General features: G+C 67.3%; 12 protein-coding genes. 7 read left to right on the forward strand and 5 right to left on the reverse strand.

Annotation, left to right across the window (positions count from 1 at the left end):
* Positions 1-132: 132 nt before the first annotated feature.
* A complete protein-coding gene (locus AC1DP9_RS20925; protein WP_092296569.1) occupies positions 133-552 on the forward strand; it encodes a hypothetical protein in 420 nt (139 codons plus the stop codon).
* Between the two features lie 38 nt (positions 553-590).
* Here the strand turns inward: AC1DP9_RS20925 and AC1DP9_RS20930 are convergent, their stop codons facing one another.
* The 3 genes from AC1DP9_RS20930 to cls form a co-directional block, all read right to left on the reverse strand.
* Entirely contained in the window at positions 591-1,037 is a 447-nt protein-coding gene (locus tag AC1DP9_RS20930) for a hypothetical protein (protein WP_477108370.1), read from the reverse strand.
* 247 nt (positions 1,038-1,284) lie between these two features.
* Complete coding sequence (locus tag AC1DP9_RS20935; protein WP_092296575.1) at positions 1,285-1,938, reverse strand: TetR/AcrR family transcriptional regulator; 654 nt, start codon at positions 1,936-1,938, stop codon at positions 1,285-1,287.
* Between the two features lie 106 nt (positions 1,939-2,044).
* Positions 2,045-3,481 carry a cardiolipin synthase gene (cls, locus tag AC1DP9_RS20940; RefSeq protein ID WP_092296578.1) on the reverse strand — a complete coding sequence of 479 codons (1,437 nt, stop codon included), beginning with the start codon at positions 3,479-3,481 and terminating at the stop codon, positions 2,045-2,047.
* A gap of 313 nt (positions 3,482-3,794) precedes the next feature.
* Between cls and AC1DP9_RS20945 the strand changes: the two genes are divergently transcribed.
* The 5 genes from AC1DP9_RS20945 (at position 3,795) to poxB (ending at position 9,631) form a co-directional block, all read left to right on the forward strand.
* Positions 3,795-4,553 carry a response regulator transcription factor gene (locus AC1DP9_RS20945; RefSeq protein ID WP_092296581.1) on the forward strand — a complete coding sequence of 253 codons (759 nt, stop codon included), beginning with the start codon at positions 3,795-3,797 and terminating at the stop codon, positions 4,551-4,553.
* A 196-nt stretch (positions 4,554-4,749) separates the two neighbouring features.
* Positions 4,750-6,357, forward strand: coding sequence for a methyl-accepting chemotaxis protein (locus AC1DP9_RS20950; RefSeq protein WP_477108371.1), 1,608 nt, complete (start codon positions 4,750-4,752; stop codon positions 6,355-6,357).
* Positions 6,358-6,508: 151 nt separating this feature from the next.
* On the forward strand, positions 6,509-6,712 hold the full coding sequence (locus AC1DP9_RS20955; RefSeq protein WP_092296587.1) for a hypothetical protein: 204 nt from the start codon (positions 6,509-6,511) through the stop codon (positions 6,710-6,712).
* 346 nt (positions 6,713-7,058) lie between these two features.
* Positions 7,059-7,709, forward strand: a complete 651-nt coding sequence (locus tag AC1DP9_RS20960) for an HAD domain-containing protein (protein ID WP_454757868.1) — start codon at positions 7,059-7,061, stop codon at positions 7,707-7,709.
* Positions 7,710-7,903: 194 nt separating this feature from the next.
* The gene (gene poxB / locus AC1DP9_RS20965) at positions 7,904-9,631 is read left to right on the forward strand and encodes a ubiquinone-dependent pyruvate dehydrogenase (RefSeq protein ID WP_477108372.1); all 1,728 of its coding nucleotides are present in this window, start codon (positions 7,904-7,906) and stop codon (positions 9,629-9,631) included.
* Positions 9,632-9,647: 16 nt separating this feature from the next.
* Here poxB and AC1DP9_RS20970 read toward each other — a convergent pair whose 3' ends face one another.
* Positions 9,648-10,193: a carboxymuconolactone decarboxylase family protein gene (locus tag AC1DP9_RS20970; RefSeq protein WP_477108373.1), complete on the reverse strand. Its 546-nt coding sequence runs from the start codon at positions 10,191-10,193 to the stop codon at positions 9,648-9,650.
* 166 nt (positions 10,194-10,359) lie between these two features.
* Here AC1DP9_RS20970 and AC1DP9_RS20975 point away from each other — a divergent pair, with 166 nt between their 5' ends.
* On the forward strand, positions 10,360-11,217 hold the full coding sequence (locus AC1DP9_RS20975; RefSeq protein ID WP_477108374.1) for an AraC family transcriptional regulator: 858 nt from the start codon (positions 10,360-10,362) through the stop codon (positions 11,215-11,217).
* On the opposite strand, the gene AC1DP9_RS20980 is transcribed toward AC1DP9_RS20975, so the two are convergent.
* Complete coding sequence (locus tag AC1DP9_RS20980) at positions 11,211-13,391, reverse strand: TonB-dependent receptor (protein ID WP_477108375.1); 2,181 nt, start codon at positions 13,389-13,391, stop codon at positions 11,211-11,213. The two genes, AC1DP9_RS20975 and AC1DP9_RS20980, sit on opposite strands and share 7 nt — an antisense overlap.
* Between the last annotated feature and the right edge of the window lie 37 nt (positions 13,392-13,428).

The raw sequence follows: 13,428 nt of genomic DNA on the forward strand, positions 1-13,428 counted from the left end.
CATACTCCATGTCATGCCGCATGGCGATGCATACCGAAAACGATCGGGCAGGCGATGGCGGTTCCCGGGAGGACCCCGCCGACGGGTCATGTCGACACGCCCTGCCCTGGAACAGGAAAGTGGAGAAAAGGCATGCCCAGCGAACAGTTCCTTGCCACCCAGGAAACCCGCCGCTTAGGCCTGCGCGCCCTGCGCGCGGCATTGCTCCAGGTACACAAGGAAGTCATCGGCTACGACCGTGGTCAATACGAGCGTCTGCACGGTCCGATTCCAGCCGGGCAGTTCGTGCAGCTGGTCACCGAAGAATCTTTCTTTCGCTGGCTGGACCCGCTGTCGCGCCTCATCATCGAGATCGACGAAGAACTCGAGGGCGACGAACATCATGACGATACCTGCCGGGCCGTGGCCGCCGCCGCGCAGAAGCTGTTCAGCGAGCGCGGGGACGAGGCGTTTCGCAAGCGCTATCAGGAGGCGCTGCAGGACGAGTCGTCGGTCATCGTGGCACACGGGCGGTTGATGTCCGTGATCGGACAGCTTCGGCAGTTGCCGTAGGCATTGCTCCTGCCGGCATCGCGCGGGCGCGCTGGCGCTCAGCGTCGACCGCGCCCGCCGCCGCCTCTTCCCCCGCCCCCACCGCCATAGCCATAACCACCGCCACGGTAGCCGCCATAGCCGCCGTGGTACCCGCCGTGGTACCCGCCGTGTCCCCCGTGGTAGCCGTGGTAGCCCCCGTAATAGCCACGATATCCACGCCCGTAGTAGCCGCGATAGCCGCTGCCATACCAGACACTGCCGTAGAAGCCGCCATACCAGGGTCGGTAGTAATACGGATACCCGGCATACGGATAGCCGTAGGCATAGGCGGGATAGCCGCTGTAGTAGCCGCCGTAGTACCCCGACGAGTCATAGCCTGACGAGGCATAGCCGGACGGATAGCTGCCGTAGTACGTGTCATAGCCGGGATATGCCACGCAGCCGCCCAGCATCCATGTGGCGCCCGCAATGCCCGCCATCATCCAACCGCGCGCCCCATTCATCGTGCACTCCCATTGACCTGCATCAAAGCCGAGGGCGGCTTCGACCGTCGCCCCATGGCCGTTAGACAGTATTTGCGGGGCGGAAATCCATTTTCGGACTATTCCTATTCACGAATCAGAATTGTCTTCTTACACTTGGCCCCGCCTGTGCAATGCAGGTACCCGATGGAGTGCCAGAGTTGACCCCTCGCTGGCATTCTTTTACTTGGATGCCACGTGGTCCCCGCCACGTGGCATTTTTTTGGTCTCAGGCCACCGTCAGGCCGTTCTCCACCATGTCCAATAGCCGCGCACCGATGATGCCGGCCTGTTCCTGCGCGCGGCTGCGCAGGGGGCCGTCGATCAACAAAATGGCTAACCCGTGGACGGCGGACCAGGCGACATACTCTGCGCCGGGGCGGCGCGCCGCTGGCAGCAGGCCCGCATCGACCCAATGATCGAGCGCGGCGCCCAGCAACTGGAACGGGTTGAGGCCGCTGTTGCCGGCCTTGGCGGGGTCCGGGTCGTCCTCTACATCGTCCGGCACCGAGAAGGCGGTGCGGAACAGGCCTGTCTCGGCCAGCGCATAACGGAGGTAGCCCGCACCCACCGCGCGCAGGCTCCCGCGCGCGCGCTCGGTGGCGGAGGCATTGGCGGGCAGCGCTGCCAGTTCGGTCTCCATGGCCATGGCCAGGCCGGACAAGGCCGCGGCGCGCACCGCCTCCAACAGGTCCTGCCGACTCGCGAAGTGACGGTACGCGGCATTCGGCACCACGCCCGCGCGGCGCGTGGCTTCACGCAGCACCACAGCCTCCGGGCCGCCGGTGCGTGCGAGATCGATCCCGGCTTCGAGCAAGGCGCGCCGTAGATCGCCATGTCGATAAGTGCTCCGCGTGGGCGGCGTGGCGGCGACTCGGCTCATATCAAACTCCCATGTGGACATCGTCCACTCATTCTGCTTTGTATAGTAGACAGTGTACACAAGGAGCGCCAGCCGCCAATGTGGACAACGGCGGCAGCGGATTTGCTCAGAGGATGGGGGCGAACAGCTTGGCCACGTGCATCGCCACCCGGAGCAGCGCGGGCGAGGCCAAAAATTCGTCGCGACTGATCTCGCGCGCCTCGGCGAAGTCGGCCTCGAGCATGCGCGTGACGTCCCGCGCGAAGGCCGGATGCGCGGTCATCACCATCATCTCGAAATTGAGCCGGAACGAGCGATTGTCGAGATTGGCGGTGCCCACGGCGGCGGCCTCATCGTCGATCAGGATCACCTTTTGATGCAGGAAGCCGGGCTGGTAGCGGTAGACCTTCACGCCCGCGCACACCGCCTGGTAGGCGTAGATGGTGGACGCCGCGTACACCACGAGGTGGTCCGGGCGCGATGGAATCAGGATGCGCACGTCCACCCCGCGCAGCACGGCAAGGCGCAGCATGGCGAACACCGCCTCGTCCGGCACGAAGTACGGCGAGGTGATCCAGACCCGCTTCTGCGCCGACTGGATCGCCTCGACGAAGAACAGCGAGCAGGTCTCCTGCGCGTCAGCCGGGCCGGACGGCACGACCTGGCAGATCATCTCGCCCACATCGCCATGCGGCGGCAGCATCAGGTACGGCACCTCCTTCGCGGCCCAGTACCAGTCCTCGGCGAACGCCATCTGCAGCTCCAGCACCGCCGCGCCGCGAATTTCGATATGCGTATCGCGCCACGGCGAGAGCGGCGCCCGCGCGCCCAGGTATTCGTTGCCGACGTTGTGCCCGCCCAGGAAGGCGCGCGCGCCGTCCACGACCACCAGCTTGCGGTGGTTGCGGAAATTCAGCTGGAAACGATTGACGAAGCCGGGATGCGTGGCGAAGGGCCGCGCCTCCACCCCTGCCTGCTGGAGCGTGCGCACATAGCCGCGTCCGAGTCCGTGACAGCCGATGCTGTCGAACAGGAAATAGACCTTCACGCCGGCGCGGGCGCGCTCGCACAGGCGGCGCTGGAGTTCGCGGCCCAGTTCGTCGTCATGGACGATGAAGAACTGCACCAGCACGACCTGCGTGGCGGCGTCGATGGCAGCGAAGATGGCTTCGAAGGTCTGCTGGCCGTTGATCAGCAGGCGCACGTCGTTGTTGGCCAGGCACGGCATGCCGGTCAGACCGGGCAGCGCGCGCATGCAGGCCTGCGCCGGCGCCGTCACCACGCAGGCTGACATGGCCTCGCGCTCGGACGCGGTCATGCCACGGCGGATCTCGCGCAGGCGGTCATTATTGAAACGGCGGGCATTGACGTAGCCGGCGAAGGTGCTGCGGCCGAAGATCAGGTACGGAATCAGCGCGAAGTACGGCATCATCACCAGCGACCCCGCCCACGCAATGGCGCCGGGCGCGGTGCGGACCGTCATCACGGCATGCAGTGCGGCCATCACGCCCACGATATGGAAGGCGACCATCACTGCGGCGATCACGCTAGGACTCATCAACATAGGCGGATGGTTCGGCGCTGCGGGCCCGTACATGGATGAGCCGTATTCTGGCATACCCGTCACATGAGGGCATCCCCCGATCGCCATATGCCGGTCGGGCTGCCTCATTTTTAGGCGCGCCGATGCAATGGCGTGCCGGCGCCGGTGCGCCTCCGCCCACCCGCCAGTTATCCACACGTTCTGTGGATAAGCCTGACCCGGTTCGCGGCGATCCCACATTTAAGGGAATGGCGATTGTCCGGCCGGGCATGCCGCCGCTACGCTCTGACGGTTCCTCTCCGTCAATCCGTTTCAGTTTTCTGGTAGTTGTAGCATGAGTGTTTCGACCAACATTGCCTTACTGGCCAGCCGCGCGGCCCGCCTCCACCCCATCCAGGACCTGCTCTCCCTCGCGGGTTTCCAGTGCACCCTCTTCCTTGCCGGCCGGGACCTGATCCACGGCCTCAGCCATGACAGCTACGACATGCTGCTGGTCGACCGCGACCTGCAAGACATTTCCGCCATCGACGTGATCCGTGCCGTGCGCGCCGTGCGGGCCCGCGACATGCCGATCATCATGATCGGCGGGCAGCATAACAACGACAACGACCTCGTGGAGGCGCTCGACGCCGGCGCCGACGACTACGTGCTCGAAGCCCTGAGCAACCGCGTGCTGCTGGCGCGCATCTCCGCTCTGCGCCGGCGCATGTGCGGCGCGCGCTTCCGCAACAACCTGCCGATGCGCGCCGGCCCCTACGAGCTGAACAGCCCCGGCCGCTTCGCCATGCTGAATGGGCGCCGCATCGCCATGACGCCGAAGGAGTTCGACCTCGCCACGCTGCTGTTCGCCAACGCGGGCCGCATCCTGGCCAGCAAGCGGATCGAACATATGATCTGGGGTCATGACCTGCCACCGCTCTCGCGCGCGCTGGCGGGGCTGGTCTCGCGCATGCGCCGCACGCTCGATCTCTGCCCGGCCAACGGCGTCACCGTCAATGTCGTGTACGCGCAGGGCTACCGGCTCGACATCCTCGACCAGACCGTTCGCGCCGACCTGACGGGCCCGCCCGGCCAGCCGTTGCTCCAGCCGTAACCCGCCCTCTGCGGCCTGCGCCGATCTCCCCGTTGTGCGAGGGTGTCACGCCTGCGTCACACCGTTCGCCGAGCATGGCGGCGCACCGCAACGGGAATATGCCCCGGTCGTCCACACCGGGCGGCACGGTCAGGCAGCCACGCGGCGGGCATCGGGTCATGGCATGGCCGGGGCAATCCCGGCAGGAGTCTGTTTCGTGTTGCAAGCCATCCAACTGAGTCTGCCGCGCGCACGCGGCGAAGCCGTGTGGCAACGGCTGGTGCGACTGCCGCTGGCGGCGCGGCTGTCCGCCGCATTCATTCTGGTCTATGTCTTCGGCGCCGTGGTCGGCCTGATCGGCATCCTCAATCTGGTTTCCCTCAAGCAGGACACCGACATCCTGTATCAACGCGACATGCGCGGCGCCATTTCGGCGGAACGCGCGCAGGCCGCGCTGGCTACGCTGGGCCGCGCGCAGCTGGCGCTGACGCTGGCCACGAGCACCACCGAGCGCGACGCTGCCGGCGCGGACATCCAGCAGGCCATGCGCCAGCTCGACGCCGCCGTGGACGGCGTGCGCCAGGCCGCGCCGCGCCAGGCACAGGCGCTGCAAAAGGAGCGCGCAGCGGCAGGTGAACTGATGCAAGGCTACGTGGCGCTGATCAACAAGCAGCCGCTGGACGCCCTGCAGTTCGACAGCGCCGTTTCCGTCGACGGCCATTTCCTGGGCGAGCAACTGCAAAAGCTCGGCGCGCTGATGGAAGCCACGCGCGCCGGCCTGGAGCGGCAGGCCGCCGACACCGTGGCGGGCGTTGCCGCGAGCCAGATCGGCGCACAAACGCTGATGGCCGCGCTGCTCGTGGCCAGCTTCGTGGCGGCCGGCGCGCTGGCGTGGTTTGCAGCGCGCAGCCTGACGCGCGAACTCGGCGGCGAACCGCGCGACGCCGCGGCGGCAGCCAACCGCATCGCCAGCGGCGACCTGACCGCGCATATCAACCTGCGCAKGGACGATCAGACCAGCCTGCTCTATTTCCTGGCTGGCATGCGCGACGAACTGGCCGGCGTGCTGGCCCGCATTCAGGAGTCAGCGCACGAGATCACGGACACCAGCGGCGATATTGCCGACGGCAACCAGCAACTCGCGGCACGCACTGCGCAGCAGGCCGAGGCACTGCGCCACGCGGCGGCCAGCATGACTCGCCTGACCGCGCTCGTCGAACAGGTGCATGAGCAGGCCAATGAATCGAGCACGATGGCCAACCAGGCGCGCACTGCATCGGGCGCCGGCATGGCGGTGGTACGCGACATGAACGGGACCATGGCCAACGTGCTGGGCCATTCGCGCAATATCGCCGAGGTGGTCACGGTGATCGAGGGCATTGCGTTCCAGACCAATATCCTCGCGCTCAACGCCGCCGTGGAAGCCGCGCGCGCCGGCGCGGCGGGGCGCAGCTTCGCGGTGGTCGCGCAGGAAGTGCGCGCGCTGGCCCAGCGCAGCGCCAACGCCGCCCGCGAGATCGGCGGCATCGTCGGCGACGCCACGCGCGAGATCGAACGCGGCGCCAGCCTCAGCGGCACCGTGGTGGCGGCGATGGAAGGGATCGAGTCGGCGGTCGATCGCAGCCACAGCCTCGCGGGCCATCTGCGCGCGCTGGCCGAGGAACAGGCCGCCGGCATCCGCACCGTGGGCGATGCCCTCGCGGAACTCGAGCAGACCGGGGCGCAGAACGGCGCGCTGGTGGACACCGTGGCACAGCACGCCAACCGGCTCGACGAGGAAGCCGCCGCGCTGGAATCTGACGTGTCGCGCTTCCAGTTCCAGTAGCCCTGCCACGCTGCACCGCAGCAATGTCACGCCATTGTTAAAGTTTCCGGTCTTTGCTGTCGTAAATAAGCGAATGCTGATTCTCCCCGGGTCACGGCCCGGCTAGCATGATCGCTTGCCTCTCAATCGAGACGCACAGCAAGGACCAGGCATGGCGCTACGCAAGGCAGTGCAGGACGATTCGTCCTTTCATGATGATCTCGACGCGGCGGGCCGCGACTGGGCGCCACGGCTCAAGCCGTGCGGCGCCTGTCATGGCTGCGAGCAACCCGTGGGCCCGACCGTGCTGTTTTGCAGCGCGGCGTGCCAGCAATCATTCGAGCATTTCGAAATGCGTTTACTGCGCAAGCGGTAAGCCGCCTCACCGCCCCCCATCGCCCCACCGTCCTTGCCCGCCCCTTCTCGGCCTCCAATCCCGCCTCGGGTAAATCCTAGTAATTCCCCTAATCGCGACGTGTCAACCGATGCGCTGGTGCATTCGTTTTCTTCTCCATTGGCCCCACATCCGCGCCGGAATCGACCCCGGATTCAGGCAGGTGTGTCGGCCGGAAACATTTGAGAACAAGGGGTAACGGGCATTTACGCCTCCGGTGTAGAAGTTACAGAACTGTTGCACTTACGCACGTTTTGTGTCGCCGCAGAAGCCGAATTGCCGAGTACGCTTGTCTCGACCAAACAGTACCGACTACCACAGGGAAATCATGTCTGAACGCCTCATCATGCTGGACGTACCCGGCGTCCTCTACTCGGACCGCTCCGCTGCCCGCCTGGGCGGTACGCCAACGAGCGGCACCCTGAGGGATGTCCGTTTCTTCGATCCGATCGCACTGGGCTTCCTGCGCCGGCTGTTCGGCATTGCCGGCGCCCGCGTGGTGGTGTCCGACGCCTGGCGCCGTGGCACACCGGCCGCGATCCTGCAACAGCTCGACCTCCAGGTGGAAGGCATGACCCCGCGCGTGGCGGGCGGCCATGGCGCCGAGATCGACGCCTGGTTCGCACAGCGTGCCGCGCCGGGTAGCTGGGTGATCCTGTCGACGGCCGCACCGGCCTCGATGACGGATGCGCAGCGCCGCCACCTCGTGCAGGTGAATCCGGTCGAGGGCCTGACGGTAGAGAACTTCCGCCAGGCACTGGACATCCTCGGCGTGGCCTGCCCGTCGACGGTGACGCCCGATTCGCGCGTGGAACCCGGCCTCCAGGCCAAGCTGCGCCACCTCCAGCAACTGGCGCGCGAAGCCCCCGAGCGCTTCATGCCCGCGCCGGCCGCCGCCGAGGCCCGCGAGCAGGCCATGGCCGTCGCCGTAGCCAGCCTGACCGGCAAATCGCTGCAACCGGCCGCGCTGCACGCCTAAGCGACGCGCCGCGCCCCCGCAAGGCCGCCGCCATGGCGGCCTTTTTCATGGTCCGGGCGCATTCGACATGCCGACGCGCCGTGCGGATCGGACAGGACCGGCCCCGCGCGCTATCCTCCCCGGCCATCACCGCCTACCCTTGTACCTTGGGATTCCGCCTCGCTCGCAGGCACCGATCGTACAAGGAGAGCACCATGGCCAACCACGCAGCCGACCTCATCACCCGCGTCCTGCACGCAGTGGGCGTCGAACGCATCTACGGCGTCGTCGGCGACAGCCTCAACGGCATCACTGAATCGCTGCGCCAGCGCGGCGACATCGACTGGATCCATACCCGCCACGAGGAGACCGCCGCATTCGCAGCGGGCGCCGAGGCGCACCTGACCGGCAAGCTGGCCGTCTGCGCCGGGAGCTGCGGCCCCGGCAACCTGCATCTGATCAATGGCTTGTTCGATTGCCACCGCTCCGGCGTGCCGGTGCTGGCCATCGCCGCCCATATCCCGAGCGCCGAAATCGGCCGCGGCTACTTCCAGGAGACGCATCCCGAGCAGTTGTTCCGGGAGTGCAGCCACTACTGCGAACTCGTCACCAGCATCGAGCAATTGCCCGGCGTACTCGAATCCGCGATCCGCGCGGCAGTGGGCCACCGGGGCGTGGCCGTGATCGTGATTCCGGGCGATGTGGCGCTGCGCGAGGGCACGTTCGCCGAGTCCGCGCCCGCCGCCATCGCCTTGCGGCCCCCGGTGGTCACGCCGGACGCCGACTCGCTCGACGCCCTGGCCAGCCTGCTGCGCGGCAGCCAGCGCACAACGCTGCTGTGCGGGCGCGGCTGCGCCGGCGCGCACGACCAGGTGGTGCAACTGGCGGCCACGCTGAAGGCACCCGTGGTGCACGCCCTGGGCGGCAAGGAGTACATCGAATACGAGAATCCGTACGACGTGGGCATGACCGGGCTGATCGGCTTCAGCTCCGGCTACCACGCCATGCAGGAATGCGACACGCTGCTGATGCTCGGCACCGATTTCCCCTATCGCCAGTTCTACCCCGAGGGCGCGCAGGTCGTGCAGATCGATATCCGTCCGGAAAACCTCGGGCGCCGCACGCGGCTGGACATGGGGCTGGTCGGCGATGTCGGCGCCACGCTGGACGCCCTGCTGCCCCGCCTGGCCCCCAAGGCCGACGAAGCCCATCTGGCGGCGAGCCTGGGCCACTATCGCGACGCACGCCGTCAACTGGACGACCTCGCCACGGGCGACAGTGGCCGCAAGCCCATCCATCCGCAGTACCTGGCCCGCCTGCTGAGCGAGCAGGCCGCCGAGGACGCCGTCTTCACCTTCGACGTCGGCACGCCGACGATCTGGGCCGCGCGCTACCTGCGCATGAACGGCCAGCGCCGGCTGATCGGCTCGCTCGCGCATGGGTCGATGGCGAACGCGCTGCCGCAGGCGATTGGCGCCCAGTCCGCCTATCCGGGGCGGCAGGTCATCAGCCTGTCCGGCGACGGCGGTTTTGCAATGCTGATGGGCGATTTCCTGACGCTTTCCCAGCAGGGCCTGCCCGTCAAGGTGGTGATCTTCAACAACAGCGTGCTTGGCTTCGTCGCGCTGGAGATGAAGGCGTCTGGCTACCTGGAGTCGGGCACGTCGCTGCAGAACCCCGATTTCGCGGCCATGGCGCGCGCCATCGGCGTGCATGCCCAGCGCGTGGAAGACCCGCTGCTGCTGCCGGAGGCCATCGCCACCATGCTGGCGCATGACGGGCCGGCCCTGCTCGACGTGGTGACCAACACGCAGGAACTGGCGATGCCGCCGTCCCTGAAGGCGGAGCAGGTCAAGGGCTTCAGCCTGTGGGCGATGAAGGCCGTGATGAACGGCCGCGCCGACGAGGTCATCGAGCTGGCGCGGTCGAACCTGCTGCGCTAGACGGCGGCTTACCGGCTCAACGTGGGTTGAGCTTCACGCCGGGGAAATCCACCGGCACGTTCAGCGCCACGTTGATGTAGTTGGTGAACAGGTTCAGGGCCACGTGGGCGACGATTTCCACGATTTCTTCGTCGCCGAAGCCGACTTCGCGCAGTTGGGCCACGTCGGCGTCCGACACCTGGCCCCGGTCGTTCACCAGCTTCAGCGCGAAGGCCAGCGCCGCGGCCGTCCGGGCATCCTCGGCGCGCCCAGCCTGGGCGGCGGCCATCTCCTCAGCGGTGGCGCCGGCCTTGCGGCCCAGCGCCGTATGGGCGGCGAGGCAGTAATCGCAGCGGTTGCGATCGGCAACGGCCACGGCGATCTTCTCGCCAAGTTGCGCCGGAATCACACCGCTGCCGAGCGCGCCAAACGCGCCCCACATCGATTGCAGCGCGGCCGGCGAATTGGCCACGGCGCGGAACATCTGCGGGGTCGTGCCGAAGGCGGCCTGGATCTGGGCCAGGGCGGCGGCGCTGCCGGCGGGGGCGTTGCTGGGGTTGGGCAGGGAAACACGTGCGGTCATGATGAACTCCTATATATAGAGCGACAGTGAGAGAGGCTCCCGGGGTGCCGGCTGAATCGCCTGGCGTCCGGGGTGTCTCTACTATGGCCGCAGGCATCGTACGAAGGGATACAATTCTTCCACGAAATCATCCTATTCGTCCAGATCGTCCAGACCGTCCAGACCCATGTCCTCGCTGCCGGAATCCCCGCCCGATCGCCTGTCCGCGCTGCTCGAACGCTTCCGCGTCCGCGCGCACCTGTTCCATGCCGGGCCGCTGTGCGGCGTCACGCGCTTCGATGAAGCCGGCCGCGGCTTCCTGCACGTGTTGCGCGAAGGGCGCACCGAGGTCACCCATGGCGCGAGCGCCCTGCCCACCCGGCTGGTGATCGAGGAACCGTCGCTGCTGTTCTATCCGCGCTACGCCGTCCACACCTTCCACAATCCGCCGGTGGAGGGTTCCCAGTTCACCTGCGCCACGCTCGATTTCGATGGCGGGGCCATGAATCCGCTGGCACGCGCCCTGCCGCCCCTGATCGTGCTGCCGTTGGCACAGGTAGATGGGCTCGATCCCGCGCTCGCGCTGCTGTTCGCCGAGACGGAGCGCGTGCGCTGTGGCCAGCGCCTGCTGGCCGACCGGCTGTTCGAAGTGGTGCTGATCCAGCTGCTGCGCTGGCTGCTCGACCATCCCGAGCAAGCCGGCATCCAGCCGGGCCTGATCACGGGCATGTCCGATGCGCGCCTGGCGCGGGCGCTGGTGGCCGTGCACGAGGCACCGGGCGAGGCATGGAGCGTGGAGTCGATGGCGGGTTGCGCCGGGATGTCGCGCAGCGCGTTCGCGGCGACGTTTCGGGAGGTGGTGGGGCAGACGCCAGCCGACTATCTGGCCGACTGGCGCATCAGCCTTGCGCAGGCGCGCCTGCGTGACGGCGTGCCGCTGAAACTGATGGCCGACGCGCTGGGCTACGCCAACCCGTCGGCCTTGTCGCGCGCGTTCCTGGCCAAGGTCGGCCAGTCCCCGCGCGACTGGTTGCGGACTCAGTAGTCCACGGTCATCGACAGCTTGAAGGTACGCGGCTGGCCGATCACGAGGATGCCGCCGCTCGACGACGCCCAGTAGTCCTTGTCCGCGATGTTCTCGACGCCCGCCCGCACCGTATAGCGCAGCTGCGACGCCTTGAAGGCGTAGCGCGCCCCGAGATCGAAGCGGTTCCACGACGGCAGGCTGATGGTGTTGGTCGTGTTGGCGGACTGGCGGCCGGTCTGGATATAGCGGCCGGACACCGTCGCGCCCGGGAGGAACGGCAGGTCGTACTCGCCGCTCATCGTCAGCGTGTAGATCGGCACGCCCACGCCCGGCTTGCCCTCGGTGTTGGCGTTGCCCGTGTTCGACACCTTCGAGTCGATATGGGACACGCCGCCCAGCAGGCGCACGCCGCGCAGCGGCTCGCCGAACACGCTGAACTCCACGCCGCGATTGCGCTGGTCCCGCACGGCGAACACATTGCCCTGCGTGACGCCCGTCGGCTGCTCGATCTGGAAGAACGCCAGCGTGGTGCCGAAGCTGCCCGCGTCGTACTTCGCGCCCACTTCATGCTGCTTCGACTTGGCCGGCGCGAACACCTGCCCGGCGTTGATTGTGTTGGACGGCGCGGTGCCGCCCTGCGCCAGACCCTCGATGTAGTTGTAGTACAGCGAGACGTTCTGGAGCGGCTTGACCACCAGGCCGAACATCGGCGACGTGGCGGACTCGCTGTAGTTCGCCGTCTGCACGCCCGTGGCCGTTGCGTAGCCACGGATGTTCATCACCTGCTGGCGCACGCCGCCGGTCAGCAGCACGCGGTCGTTCAGGAACGACAGCGTGTCCGAGAACGACACCCCGTTGATGTTGACCCGGCCCGTCACGTTCGGATCGGCCATATTGCCGGTGGTCGGGGCGGCCGGGTACGGCACGGTCGGCGCGTTGTAGAGATTGGTTGGGAACGCGGGCGAGGACTGGAAGGCGCTGCTCTTCTCCTGCTCCAGGCCGGACCAGCTCAGGTTCACCGTGTGCTTGACCGGGCCGGTTTCGAAGCGGCCACGCACGCCCACTTCACCGGTGTAGGTATCCTGCTTGAACGGAACGGTCAGCCGCGTGGCCGTGCCAAAGCCGTTATTCCCGACGTTCGCGCCGCTGTAGTTACCGAACTCGTTGCTGTGGTGCGCGCCGAAGGCAGCGTAGGTGGTCCAGTCCTTGGTGATGTCGTACTCGGCGCGGATCGTGCCGTAGGTGTCTTCCAGCTCGGAATACGTCCATGGCTGGGCGAAGTTCGTCGAGGCGGACGGCACCGCCGGCAAAGCCGTGCCCGACAGCTGGACCGTGCTGCGGCCCTGGTTGATCCGCTGCTTCTGGTAGCCGAAGTCCGCATTCACGCGGAACGCGTCGCCCTGGTAGTCCAGGCCCAGCGTGAACAGGCGCTGCTGCCGGCTCTCGTTGTCCACCGGGGTATCGCCGCCACGCGCCATGGCGTTGACGCGCACGCCGAATTCCTTGTTCTTGCCGAAACGGCGGCCCACATCCACATGGCCGCCCACCTGCGAGTCGCTCGTATAGTCGATGGTCGCCTGGGTGATGTCCGCCGCCGTGGCGTACTTGGGCACGAGGTTGATCATGCCGCCCGTGCCGGAGCCACTCGGCGACACGCCGTTCAGGAAGGCACTGGCGCCGCGGAACACTTCCACGCGCTCCAGCCCTTCGATGGCCACCAGCTGGCGCGGGGCGATGCCGAACAGGCCGTTGTACTGGATGTCGTCGGTGGTCAGCGGGAAGCCGCGCACCACGAAGGTATCGGCGAAGTTGCCGAAGCCGTAGGCGGTGCGGATCGCCGGATCATCGGCCAGCACGCCGGCAATGCTGCGCGCCTGCTGGTTCTGGATCTGCTGGGACGTGTACGACGYCACGCTGAACGGCACATCCATGAAGTCCTGGTTGCCCAGCACGCCAAGGCGGCCGCCGCGTGCGACCTGCCCGCCGGCGTAGGGCGCGGGCAGCTGGTCTGCCGAGGCGTCGGCATGCACGGTGACGGCGGGCAGCGTCGCGCTCTCCGCGCTGGCGGCGGGCTGGGCCGCTTCCTGGGCGAAGGCGATGGTCGGCAGCACGCCGGCGGCGGCCAGCGCGGCCACGAGATGGCGCAGCGGCGTGCGGGATGCACGTCCGGCACGCGGTACGGAATAAGACAAGGTGACACTCCCAAGTAAAACGATTTCATGCCCGTCC

Source organism: Cupriavidus sp. 01L43, from assembly GCF_056399925.1.

Bases quoted from the DNA above. Each gene is read 5' to 3' on its own strand.
- AC1DP9_RS20945 (WP_092296581.1), top strand. From the start codon at position 3,795: ATGAGTGTTTCGACCAACATTGCCTTACTGGCCAGCCGCGCGGCCCGC.
- AC1DP9_RS20930 (WP_477108370.1), bottom strand. From the start codon at position 1,037: ATGAATGGGGCGCGCGGTTGGATGATGGCGGGCATTGCGGGCGCCACA.
- poxB (WP_477108372.1), top strand. From the start codon at position 7,904: ATGGCCAACCACGCAGCCGACCTCATCACCCGCGTCCTGCACGCAGTG.
- AC1DP9_RS20935 (WP_092296575.1), bottom strand. From the start codon at position 1,938: ATGAGCCGAGTCGCCGCCACGCCGCCCACGCGGAGCACTTATCGACAT.
- AC1DP9_RS20955 (WP_092296587.1), top strand. From the start codon at position 6,509: ATGGCGCTACGCAAGGCAGTGCAGGACGATTCGTCCTTTCATGATGAT.
- AC1DP9_RS20975 (WP_477108374.1), top strand. From the start codon at position 10,360: ATGTCCTCGCTGCCGGAATCCCCGCCCGATCGCCTGTCCGCGCTGCTC.
- cls (WP_092296578.1), bottom strand. From the start codon at position 3,481: ATGTTGATGAGTCCTAGCGTGATCGCCGCAGTGATGGTCGCCTTCCAT.
- AC1DP9_RS20970 (WP_477108373.1), bottom strand. From the start codon at position 10,193: ATGACCGCACGTGTTTCCCTGCCCAACCCCAGCAACGCCCCCGCCGGC.
- AC1DP9_RS20960 (WP_454757868.1), top strand. From the start codon at position 7,059: ATGTCTGAACGCCTCATCATGCTGGACGTACCCGGCGTCCTCTACTCG.
- AC1DP9_RS20925 (WP_092296569.1), top strand. From the start codon at position 133: ATGCCCAGCGAACAGTTCCTTGCCACCCAGGAAACCCGCCGCTTAGGC.